Source organism: Streptomyces sp. NPDC102278 (assembly GCF_044766345.1).
GTDB lineage: Bacteria > Actinomycetota > Actinomycetes > Streptomycetales > Streptomycetaceae > Streptomyces.
The window spans coordinates 1-19,404 of the sequence record NZ_JBIWLV010000018.1 but is presented as its reverse complement, the minus strand read 5'-3'; the positions used below and the strand labels follow the sequence as shown (position 1 = coordinate 19,404).

Genomic DNA, 19,404 nt, shown 5'->3' with positions numbered 1-19,404 from the left:
CCTGGAAGGGTACTCGAAGCGGCCGAACGAGGTCCGGGGAAACCCGGTCGGGCTCACGCCCACGCAGGTTCGAATCCTGCTCCTTCCGCCCCGCCCCATCGAGCACAGAACGGATCCCGCTGTGACCGAAGTCCGTTTCGTCGCGACCTGCGACGCCCCTCTCGACGTCACCTTCGCCTATCTGGACGACTACCGGAACGTGACCGAATACTGGCACGGGATGACGAGTTACAAACCGGTCGGCGCACTCGACCACGGCCCCGGTTCGATCTACGAGGCCATATCGAAGATCGGCCCGTCCACCCTGAAATCGACCATCGAGACGGTCGAATGGGAGAAGGACGTCCGCATCGCCTACACGTCGGTCTCCGGCATGGACTCGTCCACGACCTTCGATTTCGCCGCAGTCGACGCGACCCGCAGCACGGTGGAGTTCCGCATCGAGTTCAGGCTGCCCGGCGGAATCGCCGGCAGGGCGATCGAGAAGACGCTGGAGCCGTTCGTGGCCACCGCCGCCCGCAACACCGCGGCGAACATCTCCAAGCGGGTCGCCGAGTACTACGAGGTGGTGCGCGCCGACACCGGACGCGGAGCCGCCGACCTCCCGAAGTAGTGGCGACGGCCGCGCGGCCCCGCCCCGGCGCCGGGCAGCAGGGAAGGGAACGTCACGTGGTCGAAGCCGCACCGGTCTCCGATGACCGGACATCCGGCCGCCCGGCGGCGCGGCCGGTACCGCGCCACGGGCCCGACGTACTCGCCCGGGCCTGGCGGCTCGACCACGCGCTGGACGTCGACGCGCTGGAGCGGGCCCTCGGCGCGCTCACCCCCCGCGCGGGGCAGGAGGCGCCCGCGCCCCTGACCATTACGGACGTACCGGACCTGTCCGCGCTCCGCGACCTGCCGGCCGCCCGCGCGGCGGCCGCCGCGCCGGCCCCGTCGCGACCGCGCGTCGAACTGTTCCGGCTCGGCACGCGGGACCACGTCCTCGTCGTCCGCGCCGGCCGCGGCCCGTGGGACGGTCGGGCCGAAGGCGTGTTCCGCCGCGAACTGGGCGCGCTGTACGCGCGTGAGGCGCAGGCGCCGCCCCCGCCCCCGTCCCCGCCGGCGCGCCTGCGCGGCCGCGCGGGCCGGCGCCGCGGGAGTCCGGCCGTACCGCCCCTCCCGCAACCCGCGGCGGATCGTTTCACCGCCGCCGTGGTGCGCCACCGGTGGGACCCGGCGGTGCTCGCGGGAGTCGAGGCCCTGGCGTACCGGTGCCGGGTGCCCCGGTTCGTCGTCCTGCTCGCCGGCCTGGAGGTGCTACTCGCCCGCTGGTCGGGGACGCGGGAGGTCACCGTCCTCGTGGCGCACCCCGGCGCCGTCGATCCGACGCCGTCCGAACGCGCGGGCCGCCAGGCAGACCCGGTCGCCCTGCTGCGCCGCGCGTACCGTCCCGACGAGCCCTTCGAGGCGCTGGTCGTGCGCGAGGCCGAGCAGGCGGGCCTCGACCGGGACGGCGCGCCCGCGCTCGCGCCCCGGTTCTCCTTCCGGGTGGTCGGCGAATCCGTGCCGCTGACCTTGCCGGGCGTCGGCGTCACCGAGGTCACCCCGCTGCTCGCGCCCGGCGGCCCGAGGCCGACCCCGTGCGACGTGTCCCTCGACGTGAGCGCGACGGACCTCGTCCTGCGCTACGCCGAGGAACTGTTCGACGAGGCCACGGTGCGGCTGCTCGCCCGTCACTACGGTGACCTGCTCGCCGCGGCCGTCGCCGACCCGTCGGTCGCGGTCGGCTCGATCCCCTTCGCGCCGCCCGCGCGGGTCGTGCGTGCGCCGGCCGCCCTCGCCGTACTGCCGGGGGCCCTGCCGGACGTCCCGGGCGGCGCCCCGACCGGAGCCCGGATCGTCGACGACACCGACGGCACACGGCTGCCGGTCGGCCTGCGGGGCCGGCTGCAACTGGAGATCCGCGGCGCCGCCGGCGTCCGCCGGTGGGTGGACACCGCCGCGTTCGGCTGGTGTACCCCGCGCGGTGGCGTCCTGCTCGACGGGGTTCCGGCGCTCCCGGAACCGGCGCCCGCGCCGCCCGCCCGCCGGCGCTTTCGCGGCGACGCGGCCGCGGGCATGGCCGCGCAACTCGCCGTGCTGTGGGCCGAGAAGCTCGGCCTGGCCCCGACGGGACCCTGAACGCGGGTGGGCCCCGCGCAACGGCCGGTAACCGGCCGATGCGCGGGGCCCACCCGCGTTCAAGAGGAGCGCGCCCCGTCGCGGCCGGCGGCCGCGGCGGCCTCCGCCCGGCCGCGCGACCAGTTCGCCGTCAGGAAGTCGCCGATGTCGCGCAGCGACGCGGCCGCCTCCGCGACCAGCCCCGCCTGTGCCTGGGCCGCGTGCCACAGGACGGCGCTCTCCGCGTAGCGCAGCGGGACGCCCGCCCGCCGCAGGGCCACGGCGAGGTCGAGGCACTGGGAGTACAGCAGCTCGCGGGTGTTGGTGTGGAGGTAGGTCGGCGGCAGCCCCGCCATCGGACCGAGCAGCGGGGCGTAGCGGGCGTCGGCGGGGTCGCCGGCGCCCAGGTAGGCGGCGGCGCAGGACAGCGCCCACCGGCGGTTGATCACCAGATCGCGGCTCCGGTCGGCCACCAGGTTGGGGTTCGTCCAGGGGGAGACCAGGACGAGCGCGGAGGGCAGGCGCTCCCGGTCGGCGGCGAGCAGTTGCGCCGTCGCCAGGGCGATGGCGCCGCCCGCCGAGTCACCGGCCAGGACGACCGTGTCGGGGGCGTGGCCCTCCACGGTCGTCAGCGCCTCGAACGCGGCGAGCGCGTCCCGCGTCGACGCCGGGCAGGGGTGTTCGGGGGCGAGGCGGTAGTCCGGCAGGTAGACGGGCCGACGGATCTCGCGGGCCAGGTGGGCGGCGAGCGAGCGGTGCGTGGCGGGCGAGCCCACCGTGTGTCCGCCGCCGTGCAGGTAGAGCACGGCTCCGGCCCCGGACGTCGGCCCGACGGTGATCCGTTCGGCCGGCCGCCCGCCGAGGCGCAGGGCCCGTACGGAAGTGCCCGGCGGCAGCGGTTGCAGGCGGGCGAGGCCGTTCAGCAGCGCGCGCTGCGCCGGGAACGGCAGGCGGTGGTGGAAGGCGAGCCGGAACCCGGGGTGCAGCAGTACCCGCGCGAGCGGCAGCGGCAGGGTCGGTAGGGGCTTCACGACGTGGTCCCGGGGCGCGGGGCGATCCGCAGGAGGCGGGACATCCAGGTGCCGAACCGCTGGGAGCCCACCGGGCTGACCCGGCCCAGCAGGTCGAGGGCCTTGGCCTCCGCGCCCACCAGGACGCGCGCCCGTCCCCGCGCGACACCCTCGACGATGGTGTCGGCGGCCATCTCCGGGCTGTGCAGCGCCAGCCGCCGGTCGAAGGCGCGCGCGATGCCGGCCGCGTCCAGGCCCGCCGCGGCCGTGGCGTTGCGGGCGACGGCGGTCTTGATGCCGCCGGGGTGCACGCAGGTCACCCGGACCGGATGCCGGGCCAGCAGCATCTCCTGGCGCAGGCACTCGGTGAACCCGCGCACCGCGAACTTGGAGGCGTTGTAAGCGCTCTGTCCCGGATAGGTGATCAGCCCGAAGAGGCTGGAGACGTTGACCACGTGGCCGTCGCCGGACTCGATCAGGTGGGGCAGGAAGGCCTTGGTCATGTTCACCACGCCCCAGAAGTTCACGTCCAGAACGCGCTCGATGTCCTTGAACGACTCCCGCGCCACCTCGCCGTAGAAGGCGACGCCCGCGTTGTTGTACACCTGGTTGACGTGGCCGAAGTGCGCGCGGACCTCGCCCGCGTACGCCAGGACGGCCTCCCGTTCGGTCACGTCGAGCCGGTCGACCTTGACCCTGACGCCCTTGGCCTCGCACCGCACCGCGGTGGCCTCGGCGCCGTCGACGTCGACGTCGCAGAGCGCGAGATCGGCGCCGAGGTCGGCGAGGCGCAGCGCGAGCGCGCGACCGATCCCCGATCCCGCACCGGTGATGACGACGACTTTCCCTGCGAAGCCCGCGGCTTCCGCTTTCCTGGTCATTGTGGTCCTCGGGTCGTGACGTGGTAGGCGTCGATGTCGAACTTCCGCGTGATCCGCCGGAATTCGTACGAGAAGCCGGGCCACATCGTGGTGTTGTCGCCGTGCTTGTCCAGGTACCAACTGGCGCAGCCGCCGACGTTCCAGACGGTCCGCGACAGTCGCCGGCGCAGCATCCGGGAGAAGTCCTCCTGCGCGTCGGCGCGCACCTCCAGCGAGCGGACGCGCCGTCGTCGCATGGTCGCGAGGGCGTCGACCAGGTAGTTCACCTGGGACTCGATCATGAAGATCATCGAGTTGTGGCCGAGTCCGGTGTTGGGGCCGACCAGCAGGAACATGTTGGGGAAGTTCGCGATCGCCGTGCCCTTGTAGCACTGCCGGCCCACGGTGTCGAAGACCTCGCCGAGGCTTCGGCCGTCCTTGCCGAGGATCCTGCGGTAGGTGGGGGAGTCGGTCACCCGGAACCCGGTGGCCAGGACCAGGGCGTCCACCTCGCGGACCGTCCCGTCCGCGGTGACCACGGACTTCTCCCGGACCTCCGCGATGCCGTCGGTGACGAGCGTGACGTGGTCCTGCCCGAAGGTGGGGTAGTACGTGTTGGACAGCAGGATGCGCTTGCACCCGGCGCGGTAGTCGGGCGTGAGCCGGCGCCGCAGGGCCGCATCGGGCACCTCGCGCCGCAACTTGGCCCGGGCGAACGCCCCGACGGGCCGCATCAGCGCGGGCCGCTTCGCCAGGGCGACGGCCTGCGCCTCGTGCGCCCAGTAGATCCCGCCGCGCACGAGCCGCTGGTAGAAGGGCACGTACCGGCACGCGAGGCGTTCGAGCGCGGAGTAGGGGCGGTCCAGTCGGGGCAGCACCCACGGGGCGGTGCGCTGGTACACCTGGAGTGCGGCGACCCGGGGGGCGATGGCCGGCACGATCTGGACGGCCGACGCGCCCGTTCCGACGACCGCGACCTTCAGGCCCTCCAGGTCGCTGTCGTGGTCCCACCGCGCCGAGTGGAAGATCTTCCCGGCGAAGGTCTCGATCCCCGGTATGTCCGGCAGCGACGGCTCGCACAGCGCCCCGAAGGCGCCCACCAGGACGTCCGCGACGAACAGTCCCCGGGAGGTTTCGACCTCCCACCGGGCAAAGTCCTCCACCCAGCGCGCGCTCAGCACCTCGCACCCGAAGACGTGCCGGTCCCGGACGCGGTACCGCCTCGACACCCGGGTGATGTACGCCTGGATCTCCGGCTGGGTGGAGAACGACCGGCTCCAGCCGGGGTTCAGGGCGAAGGAGTACGAGTAGAGGTGCGACGGCACGTCGCACGCCGCACCGGGGTAGGTGTTGTCACGCCACGTGCCGCCGACCTCGTCGCCCCGTTCGAGGACCAGGAAGTCGTGCCACCCCTCGCGACGGAAACGGATCGCGGCGGCGAGCCCCGCGAGCCCCCCGCCGATCACGAGGACCTGCGTGCGCCGGCCCGGTTCGACCGGGGGACCGGCCCGCCCGGACGCCGTGGGCGCGGCGTCTGTCGTCTTGTTCTGGTTTGTAGGACTCAAGGGGGGATCAGATCTCCCGTCACACCCGTCCCGAACGATGGACCCGGATGGTCCCAGATCGCCTCTGACGGGCCTCTGAACCGCCCCCGGTCACAGGGCAGAACGGTGTCAGAGCCGTTCCGGAGGATGAATCGTCCGCTCTTGGCAATCGAGCAGGTAAGGAGACGCCTGATGGCTTCCACACCGGCGACATCAGAGGCAGTCGAAACGCCGGACGTGCTGATCGTGGGAACCGGGTTCGCCGGCCTCGGCATGGCGATGAAACTGCTCGCGGCCGGCCACTCGGACTTCGTCGTGCTGGAGAAGGCCGACGACGTGGGCGGCACGTGGCGGGAGAACACCTACCCGGGCTGTGCCTGCGACGTCGCGAGCGTCATGTACTCGTACTCCTTCGCCCCCAACCGCGCGTGGAGCCGGATGTACGCCTCGCAGCCGGAGATCCTCGACTACATCAAGCGCGTCGTCAAAGACCACGCCCTGGAATCGCACATCAGGTTCAACACCGAGGCGGTCTCCTACGAGTTCGACGAGACGAGCGACCGGTGGTCCGTACGGACCCGGTCGGGCCGGGAGTACCGGCCGCGCGTCGTCGTCCTGGCCCACGGATCGCTGCACCAGCCCAACATCCCGGACCTGCCGGGCATGGGCCGGTTCAAGGGAAAGCTGTTCCACTCGGCGCAGTGGGACCACTCCGTCGACCTGTCGGGCAAGCGCGTCGCGGTCGTGGGCACCGGGTCGAGCGCGGCGCAGTTCATCCCGGAGATCGCCGGCACCGCCGCGCACGTCGACGTCTTCCAGCGCAGCGCGCACTGGGTGCTGCCGAAGGCCGACCGGCCGTTGAAGGCCCTGGAGCACAGGCTGTTCAAGTCGCTGCCGTTCGTGCAGCAGTTGTACCGGCTCACGGCCTACTGGACGCACGAGGTCCCGGTGCTCGCGTTCTTGAACCCGAAGTTCCTCAAGGTGCTGGAGGCGGCGTCGCTGCGCATGCTCAGGAAGCAGGTGCCGGACCCGGAACTGCGCGCGAAGCTGACGCCCGACTACACCATCGGATGCAAGCGCATCCTGCTCACGAACGACTACTACCCGGCCCTCCAGCGCCCCGACGTGGACCTGGTGACCTCGCCGATAGCGGAGTTCACCGAGACGGGGATCAGGTCGGCGGACGGAGAGCTGCACGAGGCCGACGTGGTGATCCTGGGCACGGGGTTCGCCACGGACAACCGCTGCGCCACGGAGCACATCGTCGGCCGCGACGGCGTCACCATCCAGGAGGCGTGGCGGGACGGCATGACCGCGCACCTGGGCACGACGGTGTCGGGGTTCCCGAACATGTTCATGCTGATGGGCCCCAACTCGGGCGGCGGCGCCCAGTCGATCCTGTTCGTCATCGAGGCCCAGCTCCACTACGTCGTCGAGTGCCTGCGCCTGATGAGGGCGCGCCGGGCCACCCGGATGGAGGTGCGCGCGGACGTCCAGCGCGCGTTCAACGCCCGGCTGCACGGCAAGCTCGCCGGTTCCGTGTGGAACACGGGCGGCTGCCACAGCTGGTTCCTGGACCACACGGGACTCAACCGGCAGTCCTGGCCCGGGACCGGCACCTCGTACTGGCGCGCGACCCGCCGGCCGGACCCGCGGGCGTTCTCGCTGACGCGCCGCCCCGCCGGCCGCCGGCTCTCCTCGGTGCCGAGCCCCACCGACGCGGAGTGATTCCGCGTACGGATTGAAGTAAGCATACGGTCGTGCGTACACTCATCTCACGGGTATCGGCCCGGGCGGTTCCGACCGCCTCCCGCCGGGCCGTCGTGTCCGGCGCGGAGTGGAAAGACGAGAAGGGGATGCATTCGTGACGAATGCCGAAGTAGAAGCCGTCGCGGCGGAGCCGGAGGCCGTTCCCGCGGTGCCGTGGCCCGCCGTGTCCGTCGTCATGGTCGGCATGTTCATGGCGATCCTCGACTCGTTCATCGTCGTGGTGGCGGGACCGGCGATCCAGGCCGACCTGGGCGCCTCCGTGGGCCAGTTGCAGTGGATCCTCGCGGGCTACCAGCTCAGCTACGCCGTACTGATGATCACCGGCGGCCGGCTCGCCGACCTGTACGGACGCAAGCGGGTCTTCATCACCGGCACCGCGGTCTTCACCCTCGCGTCGCTGGCCTGCGCCATGGCGCAGGACCCCGGCACGCTCATCGGGGCGCGCATCCTCCAGGGCCTGGGCGCGGCCCTGATGGTGCCCCAGGTCTTCGCGGTCATCACGCTCGTCGTCGCCGAGAAGGCACGGCACCGGGTCTTCGGCACCCTGGGCATCGTGATCGGTCTGGCGACCATGAGCGGGCAGCTCGTCGGCGGTCTGCTGATCGGCGCCGACCTGTTCGGGACCGGCTGGCGCTCGGTGTTCTGGGTCAACGTGCCGATCGGCATCGTCACGATCCTCTGCGCCGTGAAGTACGTACCGGAATCCCGCGCGGCGGGCAACCGCAAGCTGGACATCCCCGGCGTGCTCGCCCTGAGCGCCGCCCTGCTGCTGCTCACGTTCCCGCTCATCCAGGGGCGTGAGGCGGGCTGGCCGTGGTGGACCTGGGCCTGCTTCGTCGCCAGTGTCGTGGCGTTCGGTCTGTTCGTCATGCTGGAACGCGCGGTCGACAAGCGCGGCGGCGATCCGCTGATGAGGCTGAGCCTGTTCGCGCAGCGCTCGTTCTCGCTCGGGATCGTCCTGGTGCTGGCCGTGTACGCGCTGCTGACCTCCTACTACCTCGCGCTGTCCATCGCCATGCAGGAAGGGCTCGGCATGTCCGCGCTCGGCGCCGGCCTGGTGTACACCCCGGCCGCGGTGACCTTCTTCGTCTTCAGCAAGATCGCGGGTCGGCTCGTGCCGAAGTACGGCCGGCGGGTCCTGGAGATCGGCGCGGTCGTGCTCGCCTCCGGCTACCTGACGACCGCGATCGTCCTGCTCTCCGGGCCGAGGCTGACCCCGGGGCTGATCATCCCCACTCTGATGCTGCAGAGCGTCGGCGGCGGACTGCTGATCACGCCGCTGCTGAACACGGTCCTGAGCAGGATCGCGCCGGAGACCGTGGGCATGGCGTCGGGCGTCCTGTCGACCGCCCAGCAGATCGGTGGCGCGTTGGGCGTCGCCGTGATCGGGGCGATCTTCTTCAACTCGTTCCGCCCCGAGACCGACGGACGGACGGAGGCCGCGGGGCACGCGTTCGCCATGTCCTCCCTGACCACGTTCGCCATCGCGGTCCTGGCGGCCGTCCTGGTCTTCCTGCTGCCGAACAAGAAGGCGCAGGCCGGCGGCTGACATCTCGTCCGTCGGAGGGGAACGCGACGACGCCGATGCGGCGGACCGGACGGTCCGCCGCATCGGCGTGTGTGGTGCGGGAGGCGCGTGCCCCGGGCGGAACGAAGGGTCAGCGCGGAGGGACGAGCAGACCCTCGATGATGCGGCGGGCCTTGCCCACCGCTTCCGCGTCACCGGTCTGGAAGGCGGTGTTCGCGGCACAGAGCAGGGCGTCGATCTGGAAGACGGCGAGTTCGACGTCGAGTTCCGCGATCTCCCCCGCCTCCACGGCGTGGCGCAATTCGACCGCGATGACTTCGCGCCATTCCCGCTGATCGTGGAAGAGCGCGTCGCGGACCGGGCCGGGGCGGCTGTCGAACTCCGCGAGGTTCGCGGCCCGGAAGCAACCGCCGGCGAAAAGCGGCGTCTCGGCGTAGACGATCCAATGGTCGAGCAGGGCGCGCAGTCGGGCGACACCGTGGGGCGCCGACTTGGCCGGCCGGATGACGGCGTCGATGAAAAGCCCGCGCGCGAACTCGACGGCCGAGAGCTGCAGGATTTCCTTTGTCTTGAACAGGGTCTGGATGCCCGCTTTGCTCAGCCCCGTGTCGAGCGCGAGACGGCCGAAACTGACACTGCCGAGACCCTCCAGCGAGGCGACGTCCACAGCCTGGCGGAGCACGATCTTGCGTGTACGGGCGCCCCGTAGGAGGCGCTTGTCCGTGACCTCGGTCTGCTCCTGGGGCAGGAGCGCAGACGACCCGGGGCCACTCGAAGACGAGGTGACCGGCTCTGTAGCACTACCCATACGGTCGATCGTACAGCATTTGCCGGCCGATGTGCCGATTCGGGCGTCGTGCGCCGGCCGAAGCGGCCGGGCCGGCCGGCGTGGGACGAGTAGGGCCCCTACTCGAACGAGGGGGCGCACGCCGAGTAGGCCCCTGCTCGAACGTGCGGCTGCATATGCAACTTGAGCACCAATAGGATCTCCCTCGGTCGTCTTTTTGGCGATTCCGGACAAAAAGCGTCAAGCATTCGGGCGGCCTCGACGGTGTCCGCGTGTGTCTCTGATCTCTTACAACAGGGGGAGAAGAACAGTGACCGTCGCTGGAATACATATTCTGGGGCCGCAGCGGATCGAGCTCAAGAACACTGAAATCATGCTGAGTGGCGCGAAGTTGAGAAGTATTCTCGCCGTTCTCGCGCTCCGTGCCGAGAGCGAGGTCCGCCGTGACGAACTGATCGAGGAATTGGACCTGATCCGGACGGCCGGTGACGCGATCAACGCGGTGCACGCCCATGTCGCCCGGCTGCGCCGCTGGCTGCAACGGCACGGCGGCAACGCCGACCTGCTGGAGACGGTCAATTCCGGCTACCGGCTCAACATCGACCGGGACGCGGTGGACGCCCACCGGTTCGTACGGCTGGTGGAGCGCGCGCTCAACCTCGCGCCGGGCACCCCCTCCGTGGTGGCGACCATCCTGGAGGACGCCCTCTCGCTGTGGCAGGGAGACGCCCTCATCGACGCCCTCGAAGGGCCACTGGTCGCCACGGCGGCGGACGAACTCCACCGCTGGCGCGCGGCGGCACGGGAAACGCTCATCGACGCGTGGCTGTCCCTCGACCACAACCAGAAGGTGGTGCTGAACGCCAGGAAGTTCATCTCCGAGGACCCGCTGAACGAGTCGATGCGCGCGCGGCACATCATCGCGCTCCAGCGGATGGGACGGCACGCCGAGGCGACCGAGGCCTACAACAACGCGGAGACCGTGCTCAGTCGGGAACTGGGCATCAGGCCCGGCATCGAGCTGCGGGCCACCTCCGATCCCGCCACCCGCTTCACGCCGATCTCGGGCGGACGGCAGCGCCACCGGGAACGCATCATGATCGGCGCGCCGTCATAACGGATCACGCGTCCCGGGCGCGAAGCGGCCGACGCGACGGTGACCGCCCGGCCGTCGCCGCCGGCCGGGCGACCGCCCCCGCCGAGTACCGCGCGCAGGAACTGGCCGGAAAGGCCGGGATCACGGTCCGCACCCTGCGCTTCTACCGCGAGCGGGGGCTGCTCCCGCCGCCCCGCCGCGAGGGGCGGATCGCCTGGTACGACGACCACCACCTGGCCCGCCTGCGCACCGTGATCGCGCTCCTGGAGCGGGGCCACACCCTGAGCACCATCGTGGACCTGACCGAGGCGTTCGAGTCGGGGCGGGGCGTCGGCGAACTCCTGGGGCTGGACCGGCCGGCCGAGGAGGACCCGGTCCGGCTCGCTCCGGAGGAGCTGGCCGACCACTTCGAGGGGCAGGTCACGCCCGCGAACCTCGCCGCCGCCCTCGACCTCGGCTACCTCCGCACCGACGGCGACGCCCTCGTGCACGTCAGCCGCCGGCTGCTCGACGTCTCGGCCTCGCTGGTGCGCGAGGGCGTGCCGCTGGCGGCGGTCCTGGAGGCCGCGACCCGGGTCCGCCGGCACGCGGAGGCGCTGGCCGACGTCTTCGCGACGACCGTGCTGGCCCACGTCGCGGACGCGGACGCGGAGCGACTGCGTCCGCTGGCCGAGCGCGTGGTCGAGGCCGAGTTCTCCATGGCCCTGGACCGCCGGTTCCGCGCGGACGGCCGGGAGGGCGGGGAGGGCGCCGACCGGGGGCCTGACGCTTGACTCTTGCTTCTACATACGATCGTCCGTATTCTTTTCTCATGACTTCGACGCGCCTCACTGAGGAGTCCGACCCCTTCTGCCTGCAGCCGCTGGACGCCGCGGCGCTGCTCTTCGACGCCCCGTGGCACCGGTTCGCGGTGATCGGGGACAGCCTGTCGGCGGGCACCGGCGACGCCAGCCCCGGCTACGTGGACAAGGGCTGGTCCGACCGGCTCGCCGACGTCCTGCGTCGGGTGCGACCGGATCTGGCGTACCTGAACACGGCCGAGGACGGAGCGACGACGGCGCAGACCCTCGAAAAGCAGATCGACCACGCGCTGGAGTTCGAGCCGGACCTGCTGCACCTGCCGTGCGGGGCGAACGACCTCGTACGGCGCACGCCGGACTTCGCCGAGATCGAGCGCAAGCTGCGCCGCATGTACGAGGCGGCGTCGGAAACCGGCGCCCAGTTGACGACGTTCACGCTGGGCAGGGCGTACGTGATTCCCGTCTTCCCGGACTGGAGCGAGCGGGTCGCCAGGATCAACGACATCACCCGCGGCCTGGCCGCCGAGTACGAGGCAGTCGTCGTCGACATGTGGCACCACCCCGTCAACGACCGGGACGACCTGCTGAGCGAGGACCGCATCCACTTCTCGACCTCGGGACAGGCGGTCATGGCGACGGAGATGGTCAAGGGCCTGAGCCACGTCCTCAGTCGGAGCACGCGCGCCTGAGGGACGGCGCGTTCGAGGGATTCCTCGCGGGGCGCGGCGCCGGATGCTCGTCGCGGCGCCCTCCCGCGGCCTGCCCCCGAGACGGGCGCATCGACCTGACCGGAGATCCGAGCCGGTCGGCGGCCGGCGCGCGGACCGGCCGACCCCCGCGGCCGTGTCCGCGCGCCCTCCCGGGTTCCGCCCGGAGACACGGGCGGGTCCCGGGGGAGTGCCGCGAGGGAGGGTTCCCGGTCACCGCACGACGACAGGGCCTACACGCGCGGGGCCAGCGGCAGGTGGATCTCCACGAGCGTGCCGCCGTGTTCACCGGCGGAGATCCGCAGTCGACCACCGAGTCCCTCCACGCGCTCGGTCATCGAGCACAGCCCGTACGCCGGACCGGGCGCGGCCTGCGCCTGCGCCTGCGCTTCCGGGACCGCACCGGGACCGAAGTCCTCCACCTTCGCGTACAGCCAGCGGCGCGTCGTGCGCACGCCCACCTCTACGCGCTCGGCGGCGGCGTGCGCGAAAGCGTTGCGCAGCGCCTCGCGCAGGACCAGGAACAGCTCCTGTCGGAACCGTTCGGGGAGCAGCGTCTCGTCGCCCGTCACCCGCACGCTCACGCTCGCGGCGGGCCGGGCGGCCGCGAGGAAGGAGTCGAGGGCCTCGCGGAGCGAGGGCAGTCGCGAACGCCTGCGCAGTCCGTCGACCAGAGCCCGGTTCTCCTGCCCGGCCTCGTCCAACGCCCTGCCGGCGGCGGCCAGATGGGACGCGACGGCCTCCGGCTCGCGCCCTGCCAGGGTGAGGCTCCTGCGGGCCGCGGCGAGCGCGCCGCCCAACTCGTCGTGCAACTGCCGGGCCAGCCGGCGGCTGTCGCTCCAGCCGCCGTCGCCCTGCCAGAAGTCCGCGCCCGCACCGGACATGGCCTCGCCGAGACTCCGTACGACGGCCACCGCGCGCAGCAGTCCGGTGCCGTTGTGGGCCGCTCCGTGCTCCATGACGTGCAGCAGGGCGCACTCGAAGAGCAACGAGGCGGCGCCGACGAGCCGGTGCCCGGCGACCGCGGGCGGGACGGCCTCCTCGGCGCTCTCCGGCAGGTCCGGATCGCCGGCGCGCGAAAGGACGGTCCGGGCGAACGACACCAACGTGGCGCGCAGTTCGGGCAGGTCCGCCTCGGCGGGGGTCAGTACGGACGGCAGCCGGACCGCGAACCGCTCCAGGACGGCCGCGGTCTCCCACGTCGCCAGTACCGGGGCGGTGGTGGTCCCCGCCGGGGACGGTGAGTCGGGCGTGGCCGGGTCGCGGCGCGAGCCCGTGACCACCGGCGCGGTGCGCGGCCGGTACAGACGCGGGGCGGCGCGCAGCAGTCCTTCGTTCAGGGCCTCGCTGAAGCCGCTTCCCGCGAGGGTGGCGGTCGAGCTGTGCATCGGAACTCCTCGACGTTCGGGGCCGCTGACGACGGCCCGAACATAACAAACAGACCTGTCTGATTGTCAATACCTCACCGGATGCAAATCGAGACGGGGAAATCCGTCAAGTCGGCTTCTGTGCTCCAAAACTGACGGAATCTTGGTGGAGTGCGGGGGATGATTCACCTAGGGGGTGTCAGTAGAAACAGGCAGGGTTGTATTGTTCCGCTTGGGTGGTGACGCCGGTCCGTGCGCTCTGCCCCTCTTTGAATGGTCATGTCGAGGAAGAGGCAGGCACAGCGCGATGCAGAAGCGGTCAGAGCTGACTCGCCAGGCCCTCGTCCGGGCGGCGACGGAGCTCATCGCGAACGGCCGGCTCGCCGACGCCGGCCTGGTGAACATCTGTCGCATCGCCGGGGTGAGCCGGGGTGCGCTGTACCACCACTTCTCCTCCACCGCGGAGTTGGTCGCCGAGGTGTACGCGCAGGCGCACGCACGGACGACCGCCCTGGCGGAGGAGAGCTTCGAGGGTTCCGGGGCCGGCGCACCGGCCCGGTTCAGCGCGACCCTCGGCGCCGCGATGGGCGAGGACCGGTTGGTGCGCGCGGGCATGCGACTGAGCGCCGAAGGCTCCGAGGAGCCGCCGTGGCTGCGTGACGAACTCCTGGACCGGGTGCACGCCCGGGTCGTCGAGGGGGCCCGTCACGGCGCCGCGACCGGTCGGCGCGGATCGTCCGACGCGCGTCCGGAGGACCTGGCCGACCTCGCCGTCGTGGTGACCGCGGGCCTGGAGTCGCTGGGTCACACCGACGTCCGGTGGTGGGACCCCCGGACGGCCCGACGGATCTGGGCCATGGTGCTGCCCCTGTTCGAGGAGGCCGCCGGGGCGGAGCCGGCCGACGCCGCGGAGCCGGCCGCGTCCGGTTCCGCTTCCGCCCGTGCGCACGACACCGCCGACAGGGACGGCACCTCGGGCACGGACGGCACCGATGGCCCGGGCGGGACGGATCAGGGCTGAGCGGGGATCCGGGGGCTCTGCGCCTCGGATCCGGCGGTCGGCGGCGGCGTGACCCGGAGCAGCCCGATCATGCCCGCGCCGGCGATGCCGGGCAGCAGGAACCGCCACAGCGTGCTGACGCGTTCGATCAGGTCGCGTCGGTCGGTGTACACCTGCGACATCACCTGCATGCCGGTGAACGTCCCGACGATGATGTCCGTCGCCTCCGGCAGGTTCAGTCCCGGCAGCGTCTCGCCCTGCGCCCGGGCCTGTTCGAGCAGACCGAGGATGGCCGCGCTCGACTGTTCGTAGGGGGTGATCGCGGGGCGGGGGAAGGAGGTCTGCTCCACCGCCAGCCGCACGCTGGCGCGCAGCACCGGGTCTCGCTGCAGCCGGCAGGCGAACTCCAGCGTCAGATCGATGATGGCCTGCAGTTTCACCGGCTGTTCCGGCACCACCAGGGCCTCGCTGTGCGCGGCCATCAGGGCGACGGCGATGGCCTCCTTCGAGGGGAAGTGGTGATAGAGCGCCCCTCTGGTCAGCCCGGTGCTCGCCAGGATCTCGTTGGTGCTCGCGGCGTCGAATCCGCGTACGTCGAAGACCCGCGCCGCAGCCTCGAGAATCGAGCGCCGCGACCGCGTTCCGCGTTCTTGCTGTCCCATCCCGGACCCTCGCACTCGCCTGGATATCGAACCGACTTGTCTGCATCCTATTGCCAGACGGGCGGGGCGGGAGCAACGGGCGCCGGCGAACCGGAACGGCGCTCCCGGGCGAGGCGCCCCTCGGGAGCCCCGGCCGGGGTCGTACGGACGTGTCAAGGGTGCCCGAGGCGGAAGCCGACTCCGCGGACCGTGATGATCCAGTTGCTCGAACCGAGCTTGCCGCGAAGGCTGCTGACGTGCGTGTCGATGGTGCGGCCCCGGTGCGACCAGGCGTCTTCCCACACCTGGGTCATCAACTGGCGCCGGGAGAGCACGGCGCCGGGCTGGGAGGCCAGGGCGTGCAGCAGGTCGAACTCCTTGAGGGTGAGGTCCACCGGGCGCCCGTGCAGCGTGGTCTCGCGGGTCGTCGCGTCGATGTGCAGGGGCCCGTGGTCGATGGCGCGGGCGGCCGTCTGGCGGGGCCGGGCCCGGCGCATCACCGCCTCGATGCGGGCCAGGAGTTCGCGGAATCCGTACGGCTTGACCATGTAGTCGTCGGAGCCGGCCTGGAGCCCCAGCACCCGGTCCAGCTCGCTGCCGCGGGCGGTGACGGCGATGATCGGGGTGTCGCTGACGGCCCTGATGCCCCGGCAGACCTCCAGGCCGTCCAGGTCCGGCAGGTCGAGGTCGAGCAGGACCAGGTCGACCCGCGGGTGCGATTGCAGGGCCTCCCCGCCGGTGGCCACGCTCTCGGCCAGGTATCCCTGCCTGAGCAGGCCCTGGACGAGCGCGTCGGCGGCTCGCGGCTCGTTCTCGACGACCAGGAGGCGCAGCGGGGCGCGCTCGGCGGTGGCCGGGGCGGCCTGCGGAGCGGGTGTGGGGCGGTGCGGCTGGTGGATCAAGGGGTGATGCCGCTCTGTGCGGGGTTCGAGTAGCTCTAAGGCCTGCCGGTTCATCTGTTCCTCCTGAGGCACGGCGTCGCATCACGGCCTGCTGAATGCTCGCGTTTGTCGAAGATACCAAACAGACTTGTCTGATTGTCAACGCACCTCGCACGTGCTGGTATCGGTTCTGACGAACCGTCACCAACCCTAAGGTGACGGGGGTTTGATCGATTCCAGCAGGTCGGCCGGGTGTTCGGTGCGGACAGGAGTCGCTGTGCCGGCTTTTCGTAACCCCACGGAAATCGGGCAGCTTTGTATGTTTAACGAGGTCGGAGGGGTCGGGTTCCCGACGGGGTGGCTGGTCGTCGGGTGGCCGAAACGCGCACGTCAGGACGTATCCACCTCCGTCCGGAATGCTCTGCGAGAGTCTGGGGGGCGAGGGGGTGAGGAAGGTGTGCACTGCACGGGTTCTGGGCGATTTGCAGACCAAGCCTTTACTTGACCTACCGAACCGACCTGTCTGTATCTTGAGGCCGCAACAGAGCGTCAGCCACGGGGGGTGGCTGCTGGTGTTTGGCTCGCCGACCCCTGCCCAGCATCAGATCAGGAGTGCTACGCATGCCGTCTCTTGCGTCCACGACCCGCGAGCCCCGTCGGAACGGCGCCTTAGTTCCGCAGCCTCGCACCGCGGTTCCGCAGCCTCGCCCTGCGGTTCCCCAACCTCGCACCACCACCACGCAGCCCGGGCCCACCACGCAGCCCGGCCTCACCACGACCGTCCCGCGTGAGTACGTCCACCGCGCCGCCGTCTCCGAAGTCCTGCTCACCGGATGGGAGCCGGCCACCGCTGACCCGTCCGCCCTCCACCCGGGTGCCCGGCCCGGCCCCGGCGGTTGTTCCGACGGACCCGACGCCTTCGTCGTCCGGTCCCAATGGCCCCGAGGACACTCGCTGTTCTCCCAGACCGGTGGCTACCAGGACCCGATGCTGCTGATCGAGTCCGTACGCCAGATCGGCGCCCTGCTCTCGCACGCCGAGTTCGAGGTCCCCTTCGGTCACCAGTTCCTGATGTGGGACATGTCCTTCGCCACCACCAAGGACCTCCTCGTGGCCGGCCCCGCTCCCGCCGAGGTGGAACTGCGCACCGTGTGCCACGACGTGGTCCGTCGCGGCAGGGTCCTCTCCGGGATGCGGTACGACGTCACCGCCCTGGTCGACGGCGTGCCGCTGGCCACCGCGGGCGCGGCGTTCAGTTGCACCAGCCCGGCCGTGCACCGAAGACTGCGAGGGGACCGCCCCACCACCACGGACCGCGTCCCGGGTCGCCCGATCGACCCGGCCCTGGTCGGTCGTACAGCCCCCACGCACGTGGTCCTCACCGAGGACCCCACGGCCGAGCGGGACCACCACCAGTGGGAGTTGCGCGTCGACAGCACGCACCCGATCTTCTTCGACCACCCGGTCGACCACGTCCCGGGGATGGTGCTCCTGGAGGCCGCCCGACAGGCCGCGCACGCCTCCACCGGCCTGCCCGACGCCCTCGTCATCAGCCTCGACAGCACTTTCGCCCGCTACGCCGAACTCGACAGGCCCTGCCGCATCGTGGCCCACCCCGGCCTCGTCGACGCCGCCGGCCACATCCTCGTACAGGTCTGCGGTTTCCAGGACGACCAGACCGTCTTCGCCGCCGACCTGGTGCTCAGTCCCCGCAACGGTTGATCCCATCCTGACGGGAGTCCGCGTGCTCACGATCATGATCACTGGTGCGGCCGGTTTCGTCGGAAGCCATGTCACACGTGAAGCCGGCCGTCATGGCGCGGCACTGACGGTGATGACCCACCACCGCCCGCCCGCTCCGTCCGCCTCCGCCCTCCCAATCGCCGGTCCCGTCCGTGTCGTACGGGCCGACCTCGCCGAACCGCGCTCGCTGCGGGGAGTGTGCGAGGGAATCGACGTACTGGTGCACTGCGCCTCCCGCATCGGAGGGACGGCCGAGGACAACGAGGCCGTCAACGCCCGGGGCACCGCCGCCCTGGTCGCCGAGGCCCGGCGTGCGGGCGTGTCCCGCATCGTGTACCTCGGCACCGCCTCCGTCTACGGGCGGGGCACCTACCACCGTGCCCGCCCGGAGCGGCTCACCCGCCGCCCGTCCTCGCCCACCTCCCGAACCCGGGCGGCGGCCGAGGACACGGTCCTGGACGCCGGCGGGATCGTCCTGCGCCCCCACCTCGTGTACGGCAGGGGGGACCGCTGGATCGTGCCGGGCCTGGTCCGGCTCCTGAGCGCGCTGCCCGCAGGCGTACCGGACTGGACCGCGCGCATGTCGATGGTCTCCGCGGCCGAACTGGCCACCCTGCTGGTGGGAGTCGCACGCGCGCCTGCCACGAGCCTGACCGCGTCCGTCTACCACGCCGCCCACCCCCGCCCCGTCACCGCGGGGGCGCTGTTGGCCGCGGTGGCCCGCTGCGCCGGGCTGCCTTCCGCGGGGGGCGGCGCGACGGTCGACGAGGCGCGCGCCCTCCTGGCGGGGGACGCGTACGCGACGAAGGCGATCGACATGCTGGCCACCGGCCACTGGTTCGACAGCGCACCCTTGTGGACCGACCTCGGCATGACACCCGGCCCGGGATTCGAGGAGGAATTCCCCGCGACGGGGGAGTGGTACCGGGAACTGGTCCGGGCGGCCTGACCGGATATCACCTCGCGGGTGCGGCGGCGCGGTGCTGCCGCACCCGCACATGGTGGACGCGTCCGCGTCCCCGTCCGACCGGTTTGACGGACACCTGGCCGTTTCTTTCCCAAATTCCGACACGGGCGTATGACGGATGTAGCCGTCTTGGCGATTCTGACGGAGTCCTGTAAACGGGCTCATTGAACAAATGGCCGAACACCGCACAGTCTGGTGACTCCGAATGAGTCAGGAGACGTCCATCGTGCGCAAGGTGCTCATCGCCAACCGTGGTGAAATCGCTGTCCGCGTTGCTCGGGCTTGCCGGGATGCGGGTATCGGGAGTGTGGCTGTTTACGCGGATCCGGACCGGGACGCTCTGCACGTGCGTGCGGCGGACGAGGCTTTCGCGTTGGGCGGTGACACCCCGGCCGCCAGTTACCTCGACATCGCGAAGGTCCTGCGGGCGGCGGCGGACTCCGGCGCGGACGCCATCCACCCCGGGTACGGGTTCCTGTCGGAGAACGCCGAGTTCGCCCAGGCCGTCCTGGACGCGGGCCTGACGTGGATCGGTCCGCCGCCGCAGGCCATCCGCGACCT

At 71.5% G+C, this 19,404-nt stretch carries 18 protein-coding genes and 1 tRNA gene; 12 read left to right on the top strand and 7 right to left on the bottom strand.

Annotation, left to right across the window (positions count from 1 at the left end; all coding sequences use genetic code 11):
* Positions 1-3 precede the first annotated feature (3 nt).
* The 3 genes from ACIRO3_RS30940 to ACIRO3_RS30930 all read left to right on the top strand — a co-directional run bounded on the left by ACIRO3_RS30940 (position 4) and on the right by ACIRO3_RS30930 (position 2,163).
* Positions 4-88 (top strand) — tRNA-Phe (locus tag ACIRO3_RS30940).
* A 33-nt stretch (positions 89-121) separates the two neighbouring features.
* Positions 122-613, top strand: coding sequence for an SRPBCC family protein (locus tag ACIRO3_RS30935; RefSeq protein ID WP_361784813.1), 492 nt, complete (start codon positions 122-124; stop codon positions 611-613).
* Between the two features lie 56 nt (positions 614-669).
* Positions 670-2,163: a hypothetical protein gene (locus tag ACIRO3_RS30930; protein WP_404142288.1), complete on the top strand. Its 1,494-nt coding sequence runs from the start codon at positions 670-672 to the stop codon at positions 2,161-2,163.
* 59 nt (positions 2,164-2,222) lie between these two features.
* Here the strand turns inward: ACIRO3_RS30930 and ACIRO3_RS30925 are convergent, their stop codons facing one another.
* The 3 genes from ACIRO3_RS30925 to ACIRO3_RS30915 are packed head-to-tail and all read right to left on the bottom strand — an operon-like array spanning position 2,223 to position 5,577.
* Positions 2,223-3,173, bottom strand: a complete 951-nt coding sequence (locus ACIRO3_RS30925; RefSeq protein WP_404142285.1) for an alpha/beta hydrolase fold domain-containing protein — start codon at positions 3,171-3,173, stop codon at positions 2,223-2,225.
* Entirely contained in the window at positions 3,170-4,033 is an 864-nt protein-coding gene (locus ACIRO3_RS30920; protein WP_366001624.1) for an SDR family oxidoreductase, read from the bottom strand. The genes ACIRO3_RS30925 and ACIRO3_RS30920 overlap by 4 nt, the downstream gene beginning before the upstream one ends.
* A complete protein-coding gene (locus ACIRO3_RS30915; RefSeq protein WP_404142283.1) occupies positions 4,030-5,577 on the bottom strand; it encodes a flavin-containing monooxygenase in 1,548 nt (515 codons plus the stop codon). Before ACIRO3_RS30915 ends, ACIRO3_RS30920 begins: the two co-directional genes overlap by 4 nt.
* Positions 5,578-5,748: 171 nt before the next feature.
* On the opposite strand from ACIRO3_RS30915, the gene ACIRO3_RS30910 reads away from it, so the two are divergent.
* Together ACIRO3_RS30910 and ACIRO3_RS30905 are read left to right on the top strand one after the other, a co-directional pair.
* A complete protein-coding gene (locus ACIRO3_RS30910; RefSeq protein WP_404142280.1) occupies positions 5,749-7,284 on the top strand; it encodes a flavin-containing monooxygenase in 1,536 nt (511 codons plus the stop codon).
* Positions 7,285-7,420: 136 nt separating this feature from the next.
* A complete protein-coding gene (locus ACIRO3_RS30905; protein ID WP_404142277.1) occupies positions 7,421-8,875 on the top strand; it encodes an MFS transporter in 1,455 nt (484 codons plus the stop codon).
* A 109-nt stretch (positions 8,876-8,984) separates the two neighbouring features.
* Here the strand turns inward: ACIRO3_RS30905 and ACIRO3_RS30900 are convergent, their stop codons facing one another.
* On the bottom strand, positions 8,985-9,662 hold the full coding sequence (locus tag ACIRO3_RS30900) for a TetR/AcrR family transcriptional regulator (RefSeq protein WP_404142275.1): 678 nt from the start codon (positions 9,660-9,662) through the stop codon (positions 8,985-8,987).
* A 352-nt stretch (positions 9,663-10,014) separates the two neighbouring features.
* Here ACIRO3_RS30900 and ACIRO3_RS30895 point away from each other — a divergent pair, with 352 nt between their 5' ends.
* From ACIRO3_RS30895 to ACIRO3_RS30885, 3 genes are read left to right on the top strand one after another with little or no spacing between them, the layout of a single operon-like run.
* Positions 10,015-10,758, top strand: coding sequence for a BTAD domain-containing putative transcriptional regulator (locus ACIRO3_RS30895; protein WP_366001629.1), 744 nt, complete (start codon positions 10,015-10,017; stop codon positions 10,756-10,758).
* Positions 10,755-11,510 carry a MerR family transcriptional regulator gene (locus ACIRO3_RS30890; protein ID WP_404142413.1) on the top strand — a complete coding sequence of 252 codons (756 nt, stop codon included), beginning with the start codon at positions 10,755-10,757 and terminating at the stop codon, positions 11,508-11,510. The genes ACIRO3_RS30895 and ACIRO3_RS30890 overlap by 4 nt, the downstream gene beginning before the upstream one ends.
* 38 nt (positions 11,511-11,548) lie before the next feature.
* Entirely contained in the window at positions 11,549-12,226 is a 678-nt protein-coding gene (locus ACIRO3_RS30885) for an SGNH/GDSL hydrolase family protein (RefSeq protein ID WP_361784786.1), read from the top strand.
* 251 nt (positions 12,227-12,477) lie between these two features.
* Here ACIRO3_RS30885 and ACIRO3_RS30880 read toward each other — a convergent pair whose 3' ends face one another.
* Positions 12,478-13,632 carry a sensor histidine kinase gene (locus tag ACIRO3_RS30880; protein ID WP_404142272.1) on the bottom strand — a complete coding sequence of 385 codons (1,155 nt, stop codon included), beginning with the start codon at positions 13,630-13,632 and terminating at the stop codon, positions 12,478-12,480.
* A gap of 286 nt (positions 13,633-13,918) precedes the next feature.
* Between ACIRO3_RS30880 and ACIRO3_RS30875 the strand changes: the two genes are divergently transcribed.
* Complete coding sequence (locus tag ACIRO3_RS30875; protein WP_404142269.1) at positions 13,919-14,632, top strand: TetR family transcriptional regulator; 714 nt, start codon at positions 13,919-13,921, stop codon at positions 14,630-14,632.
* Here ACIRO3_RS30875 and ACIRO3_RS30870 read toward each other — a convergent pair.
* Positions 14,623-15,273, bottom strand: a complete 651-nt coding sequence (locus ACIRO3_RS30870) for a ScbR family autoregulator-binding transcription factor (protein WP_361784777.1) — start codon at positions 15,271-15,273, stop codon at positions 14,623-14,625. The two genes, ACIRO3_RS30875 and ACIRO3_RS30870, sit on opposite strands and share 10 nt — an antisense overlap.
* Positions 15,274-15,425: 152 nt before the next feature.
* Entirely contained in the window at positions 15,426-16,208 is a 783-nt protein-coding gene (locus ACIRO3_RS30865) for a response regulator transcription factor (RefSeq protein WP_361784774.1), read from the bottom strand.
* Between the two features lie 546 nt (positions 16,209-16,754).
* On the opposite strand from ACIRO3_RS30865, the gene ACIRO3_RS30860 reads away from it, so the two are divergent.
* The 3 genes from ACIRO3_RS30860 to ACIRO3_RS30850 all read left to right on the top strand — a co-directional run.
* On the top strand, positions 16,755-17,855 hold the full coding sequence (locus ACIRO3_RS30860) for a ScbA/BarX family gamma-butyrolactone biosynthesis protein (protein WP_404142265.1): 1,101 nt from the start codon (positions 16,755-16,757) through the stop codon (positions 17,853-17,855).
* A gap of 34 nt (positions 17,856-17,889) precedes the next feature.
* Positions 17,890-18,825: an NAD-dependent epimerase/dehydratase family protein gene (locus ACIRO3_RS30855; RefSeq protein WP_404142410.1), complete on the top strand. Its 936-nt coding sequence runs from the start codon at positions 17,890-17,892 to the stop codon at positions 18,823-18,825.
* Between the two features lie 244 nt (positions 18,826-19,069).
* Positions 19,070-19,404: biotin carboxylase N-terminal domain-containing protein (locus ACIRO3_RS30850; RefSeq protein ID WP_366148815.1), on the top strand; the 335-nt coding region annotated here is incomplete at its 3' end.